This window comes from Clostridioides sp. ZZV15-6598, from assembly GCF_020657705.1.
Taxonomy (GTDB): domain Bacteria; phylum Bacillota; class Clostridia; order Peptostreptococcales; family Peptostreptococcaceae; genus Clostridioides; species Clostridioides difficile_F.
Map to the genome: position 1 here is coordinate 1 of NZ_JAGWCS010000073.1, position 20154 is coordinate 20154.

12 protein-coding genes, 1 tRNA gene, 1 pseudogene and 3 riboswitches are annotated in these 20154 nt (G+C 28.3%); of the genes and pseudogenes, 9 read left to right on the top strand and 5 right to left on the bottom strand.

Features of this window, described 5'->3' with window-relative positions:
• Window positions 1–78 precede the first annotated feature (78 nt).
• Window positions 79–1509: a GntR family transcriptional regulator gene (locus tag KGF50_RS13865; protein WP_227848602.1), complete on the bottom strand. Its 1431-nt coding sequence runs from the start codon at window positions 1507–1509 to the stop codon at window positions 79–81.
• A gap of 204 nt (window positions 1510–1713) precedes the next feature.
• On the opposite strand from KGF50_RS13865, the gene KGF50_RS13870 reads away from it, so the two are divergent.
• Together KGF50_RS13870 and KGF50_RS13875 are read left to right on the top strand one after the other, a co-directional pair.
• The gene (locus tag KGF50_RS13870) at window positions 1714–4206 is read left to right on the top strand and encodes a diguanylate cyclase (RefSeq protein WP_227848603.1); all 2493 of its coding nucleotides are present in this window, start codon (window positions 1714–1716) and stop codon (window positions 4204–4206) included.
• Window positions 4207–4579: 373 nt separating this feature from the next.
• Entirely contained in the window at window positions 4580–6439 is a 1860-nt protein-coding gene (locus KGF50_RS13875; protein WP_227848604.1) for a GGDEF domain-containing phosphodiesterase, read from the top strand.
• 278 nt (window positions 6440–6717) lie between these two features.
• Here the strand turns inward: KGF50_RS13875 and KGF50_RS13880 are convergent, their stop codons facing one another.
• The 3 genes from KGF50_RS13880 to KGF50_RS13890 form a co-directional block, all read right to left on the bottom strand.
• Window positions 6718–7317: a TerD family protein gene (locus KGF50_RS13880; RefSeq protein WP_227848605.1), complete on the bottom strand. Its 600-nt coding sequence runs from the start codon at window positions 7315–7317 to the stop codon at window positions 6718–6720.
• A 102-nt stretch (window positions 7318–7419) separates the two neighbouring features.
• A complete protein-coding gene (locus KGF50_RS13885; RefSeq protein WP_227848606.1) occupies window positions 7420–8217 on the bottom strand; it encodes a MetQ/NlpA family ABC transporter substrate-binding protein in 798 nt (265 codons plus the stop codon).
• Between the two features lie 113 nt (window positions 8218–8330).
• Window positions 8331–8436: riboswitch (SAM riboswitch) on the bottom strand.
• Window positions 8437–8526: 90 nt separating this feature from the next.
• Window positions 8527–9513, bottom strand: a complete 987-nt coding sequence (locus KGF50_RS13890; protein WP_227848607.1) for a lipoate--protein ligase — start codon at window positions 9511–9513, stop codon at window positions 8527–8529.
• 168 nt (window positions 9514–9681) lie between these two features.
• Window positions 9682–9858, top strand: a riboswitch (Lysine riboswitch).
• Between the two features lie 145 nt (window positions 9859–10003).
• Here KGF50_RS13890 and KGF50_RS13895 point away from each other — a divergent pair.
• The 6 genes from KGF50_RS13895 (at window position 10004) to KGF50_RS13925 (ending at window position 18536) form a co-directional block, all read left to right on the top strand.
• A complete protein-coding gene (locus KGF50_RS13895) occupies window positions 10004–11734 on the top strand; it encodes a Na+/H+ antiporter NhaC family protein (RefSeq protein WP_227848608.1) in 1731 nt (576 codons plus the stop codon).
• A 111-nt stretch (window positions 11735–11845) separates the two neighbouring features.
• Window positions 11846–11926 (top strand) — tRNA-Leu (locus KGF50_RS13900).
• Window positions 11927–12124: 198 nt separating this feature from the next.
• Window positions 12125–12640 carry an HXXEE domain-containing protein gene (locus tag KGF50_RS13905; RefSeq protein ID WP_227848609.1) on the top strand — a complete coding sequence of 172 codons (516 nt, stop codon included), beginning with the start codon at window positions 12125–12127 and terminating at the stop codon, window positions 12638–12640.
• A 537-nt stretch (window positions 12641–13177) separates the two neighbouring features.
• Window positions 13178–13282: riboswitch (glycine riboswitch) on the top strand.
• 206 nt (window positions 13283–13488) lie between these two features.
• Window positions 13489–15963: an aminomethyl-transferring glycine dehydrogenase subunit GcvPA gene (gene gcvPA, locus KGF50_RS22385; protein ID WP_255654948.1), complete on the top strand. Its 2475-nt coding sequence runs from the start codon at window positions 13489–13491 to the stop codon at window positions 15961–15963.
• Complete coding sequence (gcvPB, locus tag KGF50_RS13920; RefSeq protein ID WP_227848610.1) at window positions 15963–17420, top strand: aminomethyl-transferring glycine dehydrogenase subunit GcvPB; 1458 nt, start codon at window positions 15963–15965, stop codon at window positions 17418–17420. Before gcvPA ends, gcvPB begins: the two co-directional genes overlap by 1 nt.
• Before the next feature lie 168 nt (window positions 17421–17588).
• Window positions 17589–18536: a DMT family transporter gene (locus KGF50_RS13925; protein WP_227848611.1), complete on the top strand. Its 948-nt coding sequence runs from the start codon at window positions 17589–17591 to the stop codon at window positions 18534–18536.
• A 227-nt stretch (window positions 18537–18763) separates the two neighbouring features.
• Here KGF50_RS13925 and KGF50_RS13930 read toward each other — a convergent pair.
• A pseudogene (locus KGF50_RS13930) lies at window positions 18764–18991 on the bottom strand (integrase DNA-binding domain-containing protein); the annotation flags it as partial.
• A gap of 148 nt (window positions 18992–19139) precedes the next feature.
• Here KGF50_RS13930 and KGF50_RS13935 point away from each other — a divergent pair.
• Window positions 19140–19649: a helix-turn-helix domain-containing protein gene (locus KGF50_RS13935; protein WP_227848612.1), complete on the top strand. Its 510-nt coding sequence runs from the start codon at window positions 19140–19142 to the stop codon at window positions 19647–19649.
• Window positions 19650–20154: the final 505 nt, after the last annotated feature.

The following is a 20154-nucleotide window of genomic DNA, read 5'->3' on the forward strand; positions in this document are numbered from 1 at the left end:
TTGATATGGTTAATAACATTATAAACTTTGCTTTATATAGTTTGTTTAATTGAAAAATATAGCTTATTATATACAACGCTATTTAACATAAATATCATGTTGTGAAAAAATTTCTTTGATTATGATTATTTCATCATTGAGCTTGTTTTTTAAGGTTTTTATAAATAAGTCAACATCTTTCGTTTTTAGAGCTTTCAATATATCTTTTATAAAGCTAGCAAATATTTCATGTGATAGAGGCATTTCCATTCTATATACGTTAAGTGAATATCCCCACAATAGTAATGCATAAAGCTTGCTGTATATTTCTTTAATACAATCAAGAGGATTCATTTTGCCAATAAAGTCTATACATGTACCAAGAGATAAAAAATAAGATTTATTTTCTAACTGAACAGATAACTTTTTTTCTAGTAAATATAATTCATCTTCATTTAAGGATTCTAAAGTTGTTTTTGAAATATTTTCACATGTTAAGGTTATAAAACTTAAACTATGAAAAAACATAATTAGATTTTTTTTAATCGATGATTTGGAAAAGTCAGGTTTTATATACTCTTTGGATATATCAATTACTTGTGTACCTTTACCATTAAGTGTTTTGGTGATACCAATATCGTTTAGTAAACTGATAGATCTACGTATTGTACTAACAGAGACTTTATATTCATCTGCTAAAGAAGCAAAAGATGGTAAAAAATTTCCATAAGTATAAATACCTTTACTGATTTTACAGATTAAATTGACCACAATAGAATAGCAAAGTTGAGGTCTATTTCTATATATATACCACTCAAATGGAATTTTATCTATATCTTTAATCACATCTATAGTTGAATATATATGATTAAAAGTATTTGTAACCATATTTTCTTGAAAGATATCAAATCCTAAGATTACAGATTTATAATCATTAGATTCAATATCAGCAACAATCTGATTGAAAGTTTTTGTTATTATTTGTTGATTGTAAACAACGATATCATCCTCTGTTCTTAAATATGGAAATCTTAGGAATCTAATAGTATCCCAAAAAAGATTTAATACCAGTGGATTCTCAAGTGATTGTAAAATAATAAGGTGATAACTTATTAAACGTTGTTGATTATTTGTATCTAGATTATTTGCAATATCAAGAAGGTCTTTTAAATTGTTTTCATCTAAATAAGTACAACCTTCAACCAAAAGTGGATAAAAAAGGAGCTTTGTAGACTTGTATAAATCTATAACAGTTTCTTTTATTGCTGAAAAATAATTAATTGAATACTGTTTTTGAGCTTCTTCATCTTGTTCAAAAATGACAATAGAAGTTCGCTTAACTCTAATTGAAATATAACCAGCATCTTGCATTCGTAATAGAGCAGTACGAGCTGTTTGTGGTGCAACTCTAAATTGTTTGCAAATTGTTTCAATAGAAGGTAGAGTTTGTCCCTTTTTATAATATCCAAATAATATACGTGATACATAATATTCATAAATTAAATAATACAAGCCATATTCATGCTTCAAAGTATTTACACCTCCTATTATTATACAACTTATTTGATGAATCTTATTTTATCATTTTATGTTTAAAAAGGCTAGCTAGAACTTGCGGTTTATTAGTTATTTTGATACAATTAATCTAATATATACATGAACAAGGTTATGTTATTATATTAATAATTCAATGGATATATATTTATTACATAATTTCCCAGGAGAGGTTTAAATATGAGAAGAAAATCTGCTAAAAAAGCGTTTTTTTTATTTTTAGTACTAATTATTGCTTTTATCCATATAACACCTCCAGCATATGCACTAAAGAAAGAAGGTAGAACTGTTAAAGTCGCATATCCTATTCAAAAAGGATTAACTGATTTAAACGAATATAATAATTACATTGGATATACTTATGAATATCTTCAAGAAATAGCCCAATATACTGGATGGAATTATGAATTTGTAAAAGTTGAAGGAAATCTTAATAATAGTATAAAAAAATTAACAAAAATGGTAGAGTTGGGTGAAATTGATTTAATGGGAGCTATGGTTTATAATGATGACTTTGGAAAAATATATAACTATTCAAGTCATAGTTATGGAGTATCGGATACTGTTTTACAAGTATTGTATGATGATACAAAAGACATTATTATTGACCCTCAAACTACACAGACATTGAAAGTCGCTGTAATTAGAAATAATAATAAAATGATAAAAGATTTAGATGAATATTGTAAAAGAAATCTTATTACGCCACAATATGTATATTGTGATAATGAAAAAGGACAGATACAGGCTATGCAAGATGGTTCTGCAGAAGCCATGCTTAACTCTAGCATGAATTATATTGAAAATGTAAAAACAATTGCTAAATTTTCTCCAAAACCCTTCTATTTCATAACTGGCAAAGGCGATAATAATGGTTTGATTAAAGAGCTAGATAAAGCTATTTCTAATATTGATCAAACAGACCCTTATTTCTCAACTAATTTACATGAAAAATACTTTGTACAACCTAATTACAATCTATCAATGACAAAGTCAGAATTGGAATATATAAAAAAAGCAGACATATTAAAAGTAGGTGTTCTTGATAATCAACCACCATTTCAATATAAAGATTCAGAAAATGGAGAATTGAAGGGGATTTCAGTCGATTTATTAAAGTATATTTCAAGCAAAATAGGTTTTCATTTTAACATGATTAAAGCAAAAACACAAAAACAGCTAGACCAAATGATAAAATCTGGAGAAGTTGATATTGTGGCAGGAATGACCTATAGTTATGAATTAGCTCAAAAACAAAATGTATCAATGACACAAGAATACATATCTTCCCAATACACTATGATGTTAAATGGAAATGTCAATAAAGATACTATAAAAGGTAAACGTTTGGCTATGATAAAGAATAGTACATATAGAGGTGATTTTATAGGAAATGTAGTAAGGTATGATACAATAGATGAATGTATTCAAGCTGTAAATAATGGTGAGGCAGATTATACATATGTAAATGAATATTCTGCTCAGTACTATATTAATTTGCCTAAATTTAATAATATTAAGATGATTCCACAAACTTATGAAAATCATAAAGTTTGTTTTGGAATTGTTAAACCTATTAATAAAGAATTATTAAGCATATTAAATAAGTCAATTTCTGGAATTCCAGCAGAAGATATGCAAGCTATAATATATAAAAATACTACTTATAAACCTGATTTTTCACTATCATACTTTATTAATAGAAATCCGGCTCAAACAATTTTAGTTATTACAGGGATTTTGTTGTCTATTATCATAGCTTTAGCTTTGGGTATATATCAACGAGTTAAAATGAATAAAAAAACTTCTTTAGAACTTGAAAAACATTTACGTGTGTATGGGCTTATGAATGATTATTTTATTGAGTATGATTATAAAAAAAACACATTGATGTTTTCAGTACCACCTACAAATGAGAATGAACAACCTAAATTAATTACATATGATTATTCAAAATCTAATAAAGCTGAAAGTTCTACTAGACAAAGAGCAGAATTTTTAAATGTAATTAAGTCACAAAAAGATGGAATTAAAGAAGCTTACTTATTTTTTATAGATGAACAATTTCATTGGCTTAGATTTGCTATTGAAACTGTATATGAGGACACAGGATTACCTGCATATACAATTGGAAAGATAAATATTATTGACAATGAAAAAAAAGAAAAAGATATTCTATTAGAAAAGGCACAAAGAGATAGTTTAACTCATATTTTTAATGCAGAAACCAGTATGCAGATGGTTAAACAAAGTTTATACAAGCTTAGAGTGGGTGAAAAGGGTGCTATATTTTTATTAGATGTAGATCATTTTAAATCGATTAATGATACTTATGGACATTTAAGAGGAGACAAAGTGCTAAAAGCAGTTGCAGATATTCTAAGTGAGAACTTTGAAAGAGAAGATATTGTAGGGCGTCCAGGTGGAGATGAATTTATTGTCTACATGAAAAAAATACAAAATATAGATGAAATTATTGAAAAATGTTTACAATTACGCGAAAAGGTACAATGTATTTATTTAGATGAAAATAGATACATCACTGTCAGTATTGGAGTTGCATTAGCGGTTTGTAATCAAGAGTATGATGAGTTATATCAAAAGGCTGATAAGGCACTATACTGTGCTAAGGAAAAAGGGCGCAATAGATTTGAGATTGCAGATTTTAAATAAAAATAAACAGACATCAAACTGGTAGTGTCTATGATTATAGTATTTATATAGATTCAAAAGTTTGTTAACAGAAATTAAACCTAGGCCTATTGGTAAATTTGAAAAAATGATGTTTTACAAAAACATGCAATGTCAAAAATAAACTATGTAGAATAAAATTTTCTATATTTTAAGTAACAAGAGAATTTTATTAAAGTTTAATACACGTTATTTAAGAAAAATGATTATACAATATTTTACTAAGTTGGTTATTAAAAATGTTTAGAAAATTTATTTAAAAAATCATACTAATTATTTATAATATATAAAAACCTAGTTAGCATAATTGTAGAATATCTGATAAACGTGAAAACATAGGGGATAGAGGTATTTTATGAAGAAATTTTTAAAGATAGCTATCTTAGTTTTATTTGTTTTATTAATTTCTATAAGTTACATTTCTGTTCAATTAATTCACAACATTGGAGATTATGGAAAGTTGATTAATTATGTTGGTATTGTTCGTGGAGCTAGTCAACGTCTAACTAAATTAGAAATGAATCTTCAACCAAATGATGAACTAGTAGAATATATCGATGAAATTTTACATGAATTAAATACAGGACATGGAAAATATGGTCTAGTAGTCACTGACTGTAAAAAGTATAATGAGTACTTATCTTTATTGGAAAGAAAATGGGAAGATTTAAATATTGAAATTAAAAAAGTAAGGATGGAAGAAGATAGTAGTCAGTTATTACAAGCAAGTGAAGAATTTTTTGAGATTGCAAATGATACAGTATTTGAAGTAGAACATTATTCTAAGGAAAAAAGCAATTATTTAATGACATTAATAATTATAATATCGATTGTAGGTATAGTAGCATGGATTATATTGATTATACAGTACAATAAAAGATTAATTAGACTTGAGAAACTAAACGTAGATTTAAAAAATATTGCATATAAAGATGAACTTACAGGAGCAAATACTATAGAAAAGTTTAAATTGGATGCAGAGCAGTATATTTATAAGTATAAAGACAAGAAATTTGCTATATTTTATATTGATTTTGAAAATTTTAAGTATATCAATGATATATTTGGATACGATTATGGCGATATGATATTAAAACGCTATTCTAATTTTATGATGGATGATATTGGAAAATACGAAATATTCGCAAGAGAGATTGCAGATAGATTTGTTGCATTAAGATGTTATGTAGATAAGGAGACTTTACTAAGAAGACAAGAAATTGTAGATGATAAGTTGATTAACATTACAGATGAAATTAAAAATAAATATAGTATTACCATTGTCAGTGGAATTTGTTGTATTGAAGATGTGAATGAAAAATTAAATATAGATGATTTAATAAATCGTGCAAATTTTGCACAAAAGACTGTCAAAAACAAACCAGGTACTAAGTACGCTTTTTATAATGAAAATATTCGTAAAAAAATGATTGAAGAAAATACAATTAAGAGTAGAATACATGAAGCACTCAATAAAAGAGAATTTGTTGTTTATTTTCAACCTAAAGTTAATTTGCATAATCAACAAATAGGTTGTGCAGAAGCCTTAGTACGTTGGATGACACCAGACAAATGTGTGATATCTCCAGCAATATTTATTCCAATACTCGAAAAGGAATTTTTTATTAGTTTGGTAGACCAATATGTGTTTGAAGAGGTATGTAGATGGCTTAGAAAAAGATTAGATGAAAATAAAACAATTGTTCCTATATCAGTTAATGTTTCTAAGATACAGTTTTATAATGCTAAATTTGTAGAAACTTATTCTCAAATAAAAAATAAATATAATATACCTAAAAATACTATAGAAATTGAATTTACAGAAAGTGTTGCTTTTGAAAATCAAGAACATCTTTTAGAAATTGTACATGACTTACATGAAAGTGGATTTACTTGTTCTTTGGATGATTTTGGAAAGGGATACTCGTCTCTAAGTGTTTTGAAGGATTTACCATTTGATGTTTTAAAGCTTGACTCAATGTTTTTTAAAGAGAGTTTAAATAAAGAAAAAGAAAAGATAGTAATAAAAAATATTATACAGATGATAAAAGAGTTAAATATTATAACTGTTGCTGAAGGTATTGAATATAAAGAACAGGTTGAGTTTCTTAAAGAGATTGGGTGTGATTTGGTTCAAGGGTTTGTCTTTTATAAACCAATGCCAATGTTAGAGTTTGAAAAAATACTAGATAAAGAAATTGTTTATAGTTTATAATAGTTAAAGTATATTTTAATACATACGAATCTAATGAAGGACTTATATTATAAGTACTTTATTAGATTTATTAACTATTTAAGACTTATAGTGATACAAGTGCTGAGAATAGTATCAATATATATTATATACGATTTTAAATAAATAATTATATGAAAACTATAAATTATTATAAGGTTTTATATGAGGTGCAAATAATATGAACTTATTAGTAGTGTTAATGGTGAAAACATAAATAAAGACTATAAGTAGTTTTACTTATAGTCTCTTAAATATTACTATTTTCTTCCTGCAACCCATTTTAAGCCCCAGTTAAATTCATCATCCATTTCTCTATGTCCTTTAAAGTATTTAACTACTTTTTCAACACTAAATGTTTCATCATTTACATTTTCTATTAATGCTATTGAACACATGTTATAACCGTTTTTATGTTCATCAAGCTTAACCACTAAATCAGAATCCTGTTTTTGTTTAATAGTTACAATTCCATCAGCTTCTGACCAATTAGCTACACCTTCATAAATAAAAGCATAAATCAATATTCTTTTTATTTCTTTTATCTTATTACCATTGATTCTTATATTTTCGCCTTGTGTATTACTTCCTGTTCGGTCATCTCCATCTAGTTGAGCAAAAGGAGGATGTTCTAAATTACCAAAGGAATTGCCTAATGCTTGAACAGCGCCCTTTACACCATTTTTCATTTCAAACAAGCAACCTAAATCTAAATCTATATTACTACTTCTTAGAGCTCCAAAAAAGCCCTTTTTTTGTACCTTTTGATTCCAATTTAAATTAACTAAAATCTCACCTAAATCGGTATTTTCTTTTTTTGTAAGATTTATTTTTTGTCCTTTTTTCAATTCTATAGCCATAGTAATCTTCCTCCACAAACATAGATTTACTTAAATGGTAGCACTTAATAAGTCAATATTCAACAAGATTACAATAATAATGTTAAAATTATACTAATTCTACTAGAAAACAGGAATTACAATTCCTTTGTATTTTTCTTCAATTAAGTTTCTTGCTTTATCTGATGTAAGAACCTCTTGTAAAACTTTAATTTTTTCACTGTCTTTATCCTCAGTTCTAAATGCTAAAAGGTTAGCATACTCATCATTTACTGGTGCTGTGTAGATTCCATTTTTCTTAGCATCAAGACCAGCAGGTACTGCATAAGTAGTGTCTATAAATGCAGCAGTTACATCTGGAAGAGAAGATGGTATTTGAGCAATATCTAATTCTTTGAATTGTATGCCCTTTGGATTTTCAATTATATCTTTAGGACTAACTAAATTATTTTCTTTAGGTAAAGTTAAAAGTCCGATACTTTCAAGATATCTAAGGTCTTTAGAACAAGAAGATGGATTGTTGCTTATTGCAATTGTATCTCCTTTTTTAAAATCATCAACAGATTTTATTTTGTAAGAGTAAAGTATCGCTGGGCATACATATAGTTTAGTCCCAGCCATTATTTTATAGCCTTTAGCTTTAACAGCTTCTTTTAGATAAGGCTCATGCTGAAATAGATTTGCATCAATTTCGCCATTATTTAAAGCTTCATTTGGAAGTATGTAATCGTCAAAGTTTTTAACTTCTAAAGTATAACCTTTTTCTTCAATAAGTGGTTTTAATTCTTCTAATAACTCTCCACCTGGAACTAAAGTAGCACCAACAACAATTTTTTTATCGTCTTTAGATTTTGAACATCCAACTACAGATAAAGTAAATACTAGACATAATAACAAACTTAATAATTTTTTGAATTTCATAAAAATTCCCTCCTGAATATAATTGATTAGTTAAAAATAAAATACCCTCTTTTTATCACATTGTGAAAATAAAATAAGCCTGAGTGTAAACTCAGGCTTTAAAAGCTAATTTAAACTCATCTTTCAGTACAATACTGCAGGATTTAGCACCAATGTATATTAAAATATACTGGTTGCTGGGTTTCATAGGGCCAGTCCCTTCACCACTCTGGATAAGAAGTATTAATTTTTAATTATGTTATACATATTAGCATGATTTTCTATATCTGTAAACATAATTTTGTAAATATTTTAAAGTTTTTGTTATTTTTACTTAACACCTAAAATTCCAGAAACTAAAATATTAGTATCAGCACCTAAGAAATAGTCATTTATTTCAATACTATCTAAAATAGATCTTAATGAATTTTCCTCATGTTTTGTACCAACAAGTTTATCTTCTACAAAAGATACATCACACTTTCCAAAGAAATCTCCAAAAAACTTTATACTAGTTATTATACCTTTATCAACATTTAAATTAAATTCTACATTTCCACCAGCATATTTTAATTCATTTGAAAGAGAGTATTTCGGTGAATTACCAAAATTCCAATCCCAAGTTTCATATTTTGATTTAGTAAGCTTTTCTATTTCCTCTATGTCATATTTACTTAGAGAATAATTTGTATTATCAGCATTTGTTGCAGAAAGATAATTCATTATAGCATCTTTAAACTCAAGTATATCCATATCAGACTGTAAGTGTTCACTTATATTGGTTACACGAGACTTTACAGATTTTATACCTTTACCTTCAAATTTTATGGGTTTTACTTTTAGTGCGTTTGAAAGGTCATTTATTTCAGATGAAAATAAAAGTGTCCCATGGTGCATTACTTTATTTTTATAGTTATGTTGAGCATTTCCAGAGAACTTTTTACCATCTATAAGAAGGTCATTTCTTCCAGAAAACTCAGCACTGACATCTAAAGTTTTAAGTAAGTCTATTATTGGCTGGGTGAATCTTCTAAAATCACTAAAACTATTATTATTACAAGCTATAAATGTAAAGTTTATATTTCCTAAATCATGAAATACAGCTCCTCCTCCAGATTGTCTTCTAACAACTGGTATTGAATGTTCTTTTATATACTCTAAGTTTATTTCAGAGAGTGTATTTTGATTTTTTCCAACAATTATAGAAGGTTCATTCCTCCATAAAATAAATAAATCTTCATCAAAATTTTTAAGTAAATATTCTTCCATTGCTAAATTAAAATAAGGGTTTGTTTTTTCATTGTAAATTAATAACATTAAAGTAATTCCTCCATATAATTGATAAAATTTTTTTAGATGATTTTGGTACAATTAATTTTATAATTCGACAATGATATAAAAAATCCTTTAAAGTAAAATTTTTAAAACTTCCTTGCAAAGTTTAAATAAATAATATATACTCAAAATATATTTAATAAAAGTGAATAAAAGGGTAGAGGCGCAATAATCTATCAGTACCAATAAGGAGTTAAGCACAAAGATTTATTGGGAAAGGGGATATTGCCGAAGTTTTATAATCGATGCTTTAAGATTATATTGCTGGGGGTACATAAAATATATGTACAACTGTCACAGGTTTATTTGTGGTGAGCTATCATTTAAGGAATTATATTATATTTGTTTTTTAGTATTATCAATGTATTGTAATGTTTAAGCCTTGAGTGTTTACCACTCAAGGCTTTTTTATTTTATCATAACCCATAATACCCTATATAATTCACAAAATTAAAAAGAGAGGGAGATTTATATGAGAAATAAAAAATTTAATATTATTTTTCTGACGACAATTATGTTTATAATGTCAACTGTAATGGTGTTTGCAGAGGAAGATATAGATACCATTGCACTGGCTAATGCAGAAAAATTTGGAATCTTAACTTTAATACCACCATTAGTTGCCATAATACTTGCATTTATAACTAAAAATGTAATAATTTCTTTACTGCTAGGAATTCTTTCTGGAAGTTTTATAATTCAAGTCAGTGGAGTCAATGTATTTGCTGCATTTATACAAGCATTTTTAGACTTAGTAGATAGAGCTTTAGTATCTCTATCAGACCCGTGGAATGCAGGGATAATACTGCAAGTCTTAGCAATTGGGGGAGTAATAAACCTCGTCGCCAAGATGGGAGGTGCTAAGGCTATAGCTGAAGCACTTGCAAAGAGAGCAAAATCAGCTAAAGGTACACAGATTATAACTTGGTTTTTAGGTCTTTTAGTTTTCTTTGATGATTATGCGAATTCATTAATAGTAGGGCCTATGATGAGACCTGTTGCAGATAAAATGAAAATATCAAGAGAAAAATTATCATTTATAATAGATGCTACAGCAGCACCAGTTGCTGGTCTTGCCATAATATCTACATGGATAGGTCTCGAAGTTGGTTTAATACATGATGCTTTTGAAAGTATAAGCGTAGATGTTGATGCATTTGGTATATTTTTAAATACAATACCATTTAGGTTTTATAACATATTAATATTAGCATTTATTGTAATATCAGCATTATTATTAAAAGAATTTGGCCCAATGAGAAAAGCTGAAATAAAAGCTAGAAGTAGAAAAATTGGTACAAATCTTGATGAAGGCGTTGAAGAGCTAGACGATTTAGCTCCAAAAAACGGAGTAAAATTAAGCGTGTGGAATGCTATAATTCCAATAGGTACATTAATAGTAGTTGCGCTAGCATCATTCTATTATAGTGGATATACATCTATAATGGGAGGAGAAGATAAGGCTCTAATACAATTATTTACAAATTCACCATATTCTTTTGAGGCAATAAAAGAAGCATTTAGTGCATCTGATGCATCTAGAGCATTATTCCAATCTGCATTAGTTGCAAGTTTAGTTGCTATTATAATGGCTGTAGTTAAAAAGATTTTTACAGTATCAGAAGCAATTGATGTTTGGATAGATGGAATGAAAAGTTTAGTAATCACTGGTGTCATATTAATACTTGCTTGGTCATTAAGTTCAGTAATAAAAGAGTTAGGTACAGCTAAATTCTTGATACATTTATTATCAGGTTCATTGCCTCCATTCTTACTACCAAGTTTAATATTTGGATTAGGAGCAATAATATCTTTTGCTACTGGAACTGCTTATGGAACAATGGGTATACTTATGCCACTTGCAATACCACTTGCATATTCATTAAATCCTGACATGTCTTATGTAATAGTAAGTACAAGTGCAGTTTTAACAGGTGCAATATTTGGAGACCATTGTTCTCCAATTTCAGATACAACAATACTTTCTTCAATGGGAGCTGGTTGTAATCATATAGACCATGTTAATACTCAAATGCCATATGCTATATTTACAGCAATAATTACTATTGTATTTGGATATATACCAGCTGGACTTGGATTGCCAATATATATAGTATTACCAGTTGCTATAGCTGCTGTATTTGTAGGTATTCAAATTATAGGAAAGAGAGTAGATGAAGCAGAAATAGAACTTGCAGAATAAGGCTGTAAATGAATTTCACCTTTTATTATCATTATTTTGTTTATTTTTAGATAATTTTAAAAAGTTATTGAAAATAATAGCGAAATATAGTAAAATAAAAGAGTGATATAAGCGGATGTGGCGGAATTGGCAGACGCACTAGACTTAGGATCTAGCGCCATTGGCGTGGGGGTTCGACTCCCTTCATCCGCACTTTACAGTACTTAGTTGTGCTGAAAAAAACTGGGGTTGCTGGCTTTCGGAGTGGGCTATCCCGTTTTTATTTTTTGATATATGTGATAGATTAGCACTTTAATATGAAGTGCTTTTTTTATAGGTGAAAAATAGTATATTCATTCATTTACGCTTGATTATTATTCATCTATTAAATAGACTTTGCAGGAGGATGTTATGGAAAAATACATATGGTTGTTTCCGTTACTTTTTATTTTCCATGATATGGAAGAGATAATAGGTTTTGGAATATGGCTTAAAAAAAATAAATCAATGCTTGATAAGAAGTATCCATTCATAAGTAAAAATTATGAAAATTATAGCACTGAGGGTATGGCATTTGCTGTATTTGAAGAACTTATTCTATGCCTTATTTTCTGTATACTTGCAGTTATAACGGATAATCAGTATGTATATCTATTATGGTTAGGTAGTTTTATCGCATATACTTTGCATTTGATAATTCACATAGGACAGTCAATCATAATAAGAAAATATATACCTTCACTCATTACCAGCATTATATGTCTACCAATAAGCATTTGGTGTATAAGTAAGAGTATTTATATACTTGATTGTGAAATAAGTACAACAATTCTGTATAGTATGATTGGTATTATAATTGTGGCATTGAATTTAAAGTTTGCACAGTCATTGATTGGAAAGTTTACAAAGTGGATGTCAAACATATAAATGTCAGTTTATTGACTAGTTGAAGTAATCAAAAATTGGAATTTTGTAGTATTAATATTATGGAAATACTATAAGTAGCGTACTAAAAATCGGAAAGAACAGACAATAGTGATTTACAGTTATAGCAATTTATTTTAAAAGTATAAAATGACTAAAATTTTAAGAAATATGCAAATCATATAACCATTCAATAGTTGAAGTTTTACTAAAGATATTCTATTTTAAAAATCTTATTTTTCACAAGTTTAAAATTGCAAACGATTTCATCAAGTGTATGAATATACTTTTAACATGTTATAGTAAATCTCAATACAAATTTACATTTGGTTCTTTGTGTGTTATTTTAATAATAAATTAAGTGAAAATGTTATTTTGCATTAATATATAATATCTTTGCAGAAGAGTGAATAATATAAAAGAGAAATAATTGATAATAAAAACTTAACAAAAAAATTAATACATAAAAAAAAATAAATATAATGTGTTGACATTTGATTTAAATATTCATAAAATAAAATTGAAAATAAATATTTCCAAGTGAGATTAGCGAGAGAGACCTTTATACAAAAAGGCGCCGAAGAAGAAATTTAAGAAATGCCAATCCTTAGAGAAGCTTTCAGGCAAAAATATCGCTAATTGATGGGACTCTGGAGAGACTTAAGTTAAATACTATAAGTCACCGAAGAAGCAGAATAATATTAAATTATTAAATCTTTCAGGTATACAAACAGGGATATATAGGCTAGGGTTATTTCCTATGCTTATATATTTTTTTTATGGGAAAATACAGGACATAATGGTAAAGTTGCTTAAATATAATAGGTTTAATTTTATAGGGAGGGTTATATATGAATGGATTAAAAAGAGTGCCTTTGTATAATACACACAAAGAGCTTGGTGCAAAGCTTGTTGAATTTGCTGGTTGGGAAATGCCTTTAGAATATGAAGGAATAAACAAAGAGCATGAAATGGTTAGAAAAAGTGCAGGTATATTTGATGTATCTCACATGGGAGAAGTAGAAGTAAAAGGAGTAGAATCAGAAAAATTTATACAAAACCTAGTTACAAATGATATAAGTGTATTAAAAGTCAATGACATCATATATACTCCTATGTGCTATGAAAATGGTGGAGTAGTTGATGATTTATTAATATATAAGTTTGGGGAAGAAGATTATTTGTTAGTAATAAATGCAGGAAATATAGACAAAGATGTTGACTGGATAATGAAGCAAAGTGAAGGGTATAAAGTAAATATAAAAAATATATCTAATGAAGTTTGTCAATTAGCAGTTCAAGGGCCTAAAGCAGAAAAAATTCTTCAAAAAATCACAGACATAAATTTAGAATCAATAAAATTTTATAAATTAATGTCAGAAATAAAAGTGTATGGATACCCTTGTTTAGTTTCGAGAACAGGATATACTGGAGAAGATGGTTTTGAAATATATTGCAAAAATGAACATGTAAAATTAATTTGGGATGAAGTCCTAAAAGTTGGAGGAGAAGACATATGTCCAGCTGGCCTAGGTTGTAGAGATACTTTAAGATTTGAAGCAGCCCTACCTCTATATGGACATGAAATAAATGAACACATATCTCCACTTGAAGGCGGATTATCTATTTTTGTAAAAGTAAATAAGGAGTCATTTATTGGCAAATCAATCTTAGCAGAAGAAAAAGAAAATGGGATTAAAAGAAAATTAGTAGGATTTGAAATGCAAGGTAAAGGGATGCCTAGAAATGGATATGATATAAAAATTGGAGATAAAACAGTTGGTTTTGTAACTACTGGGTGTGCATCTCCAACAACAGGAAAAATCTTAGGAATGGGAATTATAGATGCTGAATATGCAAAAGTAGGAAATGAAATAGGTATAGCCATTAGAAAAAAAGTTGTTCCTGCTATAACAGTTAAGAAGCCTTTTTATAAAAAACAATATAAAAAAGATAATGTTGTAGTAAATAAAGAAAATAAATTTTCATATATACCTGCCACAAATGAAGATAAGGAAAAAATGTTAAAAGTAGTTGGATTAAACTCAATTGATGAATTATTTTCAGATGTACCAGATGAACTAAAATTAAAAAGAGATTTAAATCTAGATAGTGGAAAATCTGAATTAGAAGTTAGTAAAATAGTAAAAAGGTTGTCAGAAGAAAATTTAAGTCTAGAAGATTTGACTTGTTTTCTTGGAGCAGGTGCATATGACCATTATATCCCATCAATTATAAAACATATAACTTCAAGGTCAGAATTTTATACAGCATATACTCCATATCAAGCAGAAATAAGTCAAGGAACTTTACAAGTAGTGTTTGAATTCCAATCTATGATTGCAGAAATTACTGGTATGGAAATTGCAAATGCATCAATGTATGATGGAGCAACTGCTGCAATAGAAGCATGTATAATGGCAATGAATCAAACTAGAAAAAGTAAAATAGTAGTATCAAAAACTACACATCCAGAAACTTTATCAGTACTAAAAACTTATTTACAATATAAAGATTGTGAAATAGTAGAAATTGATTTTTGTAATGAATATGGAACTACAGATATAGAAAAATTAAGAGCTTCTGTAGATAAAGATACAGCATGTGTCCTTATACAAACTCCTAACTTCTTTGGAATTATTGAAGAGATGGAAGAAATAGAAAAGATAACTCATGAAAATAAAGCCATGTTAATTATGAGTGTTGACCCAATCTCATTAGGTGTTTTAAAGACACCAGGTGAAATAGGAGCAGATATTGTTGTTGGAGAAGCTCAATCACTAGGAAATCCTCTTAATTTTGGAGGTCCTTATGTAGGATTTTTGGCTAGTAAATCTAAATATACAAGAAAAATGCCAGGAAGAATAGTTGGGCAAAGTTTAGATACAGAAGGGAAAATTGCATATGTATTAACTTTACAAACTAGAGAGCAACATGTAAGAAGAGAAAAAGCAACTTCTAATATATGTTCAAATCAAGCCCTAAATGCTCTTGTAGCATCAATATATATGGCTACTATGGGTAAAGAAGGATTTAAAGAAGTTGGTATGCAATCAATGAAAAAAGCACACTATGCTTATAATAAACTTGTGCAAACAGGAAAATACAGACCTATATTTAAAGGTAGATTTTTTAAAGAATTTGCAGTACAAGGAAATTATAATATAGATACTATAAATGATAAACTTTTAGAAGAAAATATATTAGGTGGTTATAATTTAGAACACAATTATCCAGAATTAAAAAATTCAACTTTACTTTGTGTAACTGAAAAAAGAAGTAAAGATGAAATAGATAAGTTAGTTGGAATAATGGAGGGGTTATAATGAAAGAATATAATAGTTTGTTGATAGATATATCTAAAAAAGGTAGAAAAGCATACTCACTTCCAGAGTTAGATGTAGATGATATAAAAATAGAAGATATGATTGACCCAAGTATGGCTAGACAAAATGAATTAAACTTGCCAGAAGTTGGTGAATTAGAATTAGTTAGACATTATACTTTATTGTCAAACAAGAATTTTGGTGTTGATACAGGTTTTTATCCTTTAGGTTCTTGTACAATGAAATATAACCCTAAAATTAATGAAGATATGGCAGCACTTCCAAACTTTACGGGAATGCATCCATATCAATCTCCAGATACAGCACAAGGGTCTCTTGCTCTTATGTATGATTTATCAAATAAACTTGCAGAAATTACAGGTATGGATGAAGTGACACTTCAACCCTCAGCAGGTTCACATGGTGAATTTACAGGTCTTATGCTTATAAAAGCGTATCATGAAAATAGAGGAGACTATAAAAGAACTAAAGTAATAATTCCAGATTCTGCCCATGGAACAAATCCAGCAAGTGCAGCTATGGCGAATTTTGATGTAATTCAAATAACATCCGATAAAAATGGTGCTGTAGATATAGATGCATTGAAAGAAGTTTTAAATGATGAAGTAGCAGCTCTTATGCTTACTAATCCAAGTACTCTTGGACTATTTGAAAAAAATATAAAAGAAATAGCTGACCTTGTACATGAAGCAGGTGGTCTTTTGTATTATGATGGTGCAAACATGAATGCTATTATGGGGATAACAAGACCAGGAGATATGGGATTTGATGTAGTCCATCTTAATCTTCATAAGACATTTTCAACTCCTCATGGTGGTGGTGGTCCAGGAGCTGGACCTGTTGGAGCTAAAAAAGGGCTAGTGCCTTTTTTACCAATTCCAGTAATTGAAAAACAAGAAGATAAATATGTATTAAACTATGACAGACCAAAGTCTATTGGAAAAATTAAAAATTTCTATGGAAACTTTGGAGTTCTTGTAAGAGCGTACACATATATATTGACAATGGGAAGAGATGGGCTTAAAGAAACTAGTGAAATGGCAGTTCTAAATGCTAATTATATAAAAGAAAGTATAAAAGATGATTATATTTTACCAATAGATACTTTATGTAAACATGAGTTTGTATTAGGAGGATTACCAAGAGGAGAAGCAAATATAAAAACTATTGATATGGCAAAGAGATTGTTGGATTATGGATATCATCCTCCAACAATGTATTTCCCTCTTATTATAAATGAGGCACTTATGATAGAGCCTACAGAAAGTGAGAGTATAGAAACATTAGATAGTTTTATTGAAGCTATGAAGAATGTTGCCAAAGAAGCTAAGGAAGAACCAGAATTACTAAAAACTGCTCCACATAATACTTTAGTTAAAAGAGTTGATGATGCAAGAGCAGTGAAAAAGCCTATATTAACATGGTCACAAAGATAAATAATTAAAATAATAAATAATTTAAATATACAGAAATTTTGTATTTGTATTAAAAAGCTATCTAAACTATCTTAAATTAGATAGCTTTTTTGTGTATATGTTGACATACATGGTATGTACTGTTAAAGTTTTTTATATATTATTAGAAAATGTGAGGATGTTAAACTTATGAACAAAGTAAGTGATGTAACAAAAGGTTATACTTTAGGGGTATTGGCAAATATTTTATTTGGATTTTCTTTTTATTTTACTAAGACAGTATTAAATTTGGTTGACAATAAAGTTTTTACAGTATTGTCATTAAGATTTACAATTGGATTGATAACAGTAATATTATTATATAAGTTTAAATTTATAAGCTTAAATTTTAAAGGCAAAGATATTAAATCTCTCTTGATTTTATGTATGTTTCAACCATTTCTATATTTTATGCTTGAGACATTTGGAGTTAAGTATACATCTACATCAGAAGTTGGTGTTATGATATCTATGATACCAGTAGTTACAGGAATTATGGGAATTATATTCTTAAATGAAAAAATGAATTTAAAGCAAGTAGTGTGCATAGTAATTGCAGTTTTTGGAGTTATAATAGTAAATTTACAAAATACAGGTAATCAAACAAGTAGTATGATTGGAAGAATAATGATACTTGGGGCAGTAATTTGTGCAGGTGCATATGGTGTATATGTAAGAAAATTATCTAAAAGTGAATTTACACCAATTGAAATAACAGCAGCAATGCAACTAATTGGAACAATATCATTTACATCAATATCTGTTGGTGGTGAATTGATATCAGGGAATCTAATAGAATATGCAAAAGGATTATTCAATATGGAGATTGTATTTCCAATAGTTTATTTGGGTATGGGGTGTTCTTTATTAGCTATGTTTTTAAATAACTACTCAAGGTCTAAACTAGAGGCTGTAAAATCATCAATATTATCAAATATAGCTACAGTGGTATCTATATTTGCAGGAGTATTTTTACTGAATGAAAAGTTCAATCTTTATAGTATTGTAGGAAGTGTGCTTATAATAATTTCAATTATAGGAATGGTTATATATGGCAAAGAAAAATATGAAGATTTGGAAACTGAATATACAAACTAGTTTTATTTTATAGAACATAATAAACCTGTTTATTCTTTTAACTTAATTTAAACTTAATATAAATTTCTGAATATCTCTTTATAACTTCTTAAATGTCAGTATAGCCTTATTTTATAGGCTTTACTGGCTTTTCTTATACGGTCGATACTTCACGTTTCTTCTTATATCTCTTCATGTTTTGACTTTCAAAAGTGGTAAGAAAGTGTCTTATTCCCCAGCTTATCCTATTTCAGTATTTCCATAAGCTGTTTACGCTGTGTCTGTGTACCTCTCTTAACATTGCTTCTTTGAGCATTCTTTTTGGCGTACAACTGGCATAACATTATCTTCTTACTGATAGTGTCAATACCATCATCAAGGTCTTTGCGGATTTCCTGTTTCTTTTCCCTTAGAGAAATACAATCACGTTTTCCTGCTGGTACTCTGTTTGTAGAAACCAGTTTCCATGAATATATGGAACTGCTACAATATGGATGTGAAGAAATAGAAAGTTTTTATTTTGTTTTTTGTTGGATAACTTGAATGTTAATATGCGTTGCTTGTAGCAACGGGAAGTTCCTCGTACAATAGCGGTAACAAATAAAAGAATGGAGGGTATTCCTAATGTTAAATGAAAATATTAAAGCAATCAGAAAATCAAAAGGACTTTCACAAGCAGAACTTGCCATCAAACTGAATGTAGTGCGACAAACAATCTCTAAATGGGAGCAAGGATTGTCAGTTCCCGATTCTGATATTTTAATCTCTATATCGGAAGTGCTTGAAACACCTGTAAGCACTTTGCTTGGAGAAACTGTTATTGAATCGAAAGTTGATGACTTAAAAGTGATTTCCGAAAAACTGGAAATTATAAACTTACAACTTGCACAAAGAAAGACTGTGAGAAGAAAAATGTTTCGTTGGTTACTTATCTCATTGTGTGCAGTCATAGTAGTAATTTATATGGTCTTAATAATATTAAATAGTCCTTACTTAGGTTGGAACTATAATGACCCTGAAACTGCTGTTGTTGGAGTAGCTTTTCACACCTTTGAATGGGTGTTTGTCAGATTAGCACCTATTATCCTTATAGGGGCAATAGTGGGAATTTTCTTAGCACGCAAGAAAGTATAAAACTACTATACTTTTGGAGTACAGGTCAAACTTAAAAATTACAGTTTTATAATTTCATATCTATACACACAAAGCAGTTAGTCTTAGGATTGACTGCTTTGTGTATAGAAAGGACACCCAAAAGGCGTCCTATTGTCTGATTTACATTGTCATATCAAGGCTCATTCAATCGTGGTAAATTCATGGTAAAATGAATGTTTTTCTACCTCTCAAAATACTTGAAAATATAGTGTTTATGCGGATAATCGAAAATTAGATATAAAATTTGAAATTAAATTTAATAAAAATATAGCGAAATTCATAAAAAATTTAGGAAATCTTAAGAATTATGATATTTAAATCTTTAGATTTATGTTTTATTATATAAACTATAATAAGATATATTAAACTAAATTAGAATTTTACAATATATTTATAGATATTACTATTAAAGAAAAATAATGTTAACAGTGATAAGAAGAATGAAAAGATTGTCTTTACTAAAAACAAAGAAGATGCTCTTTGA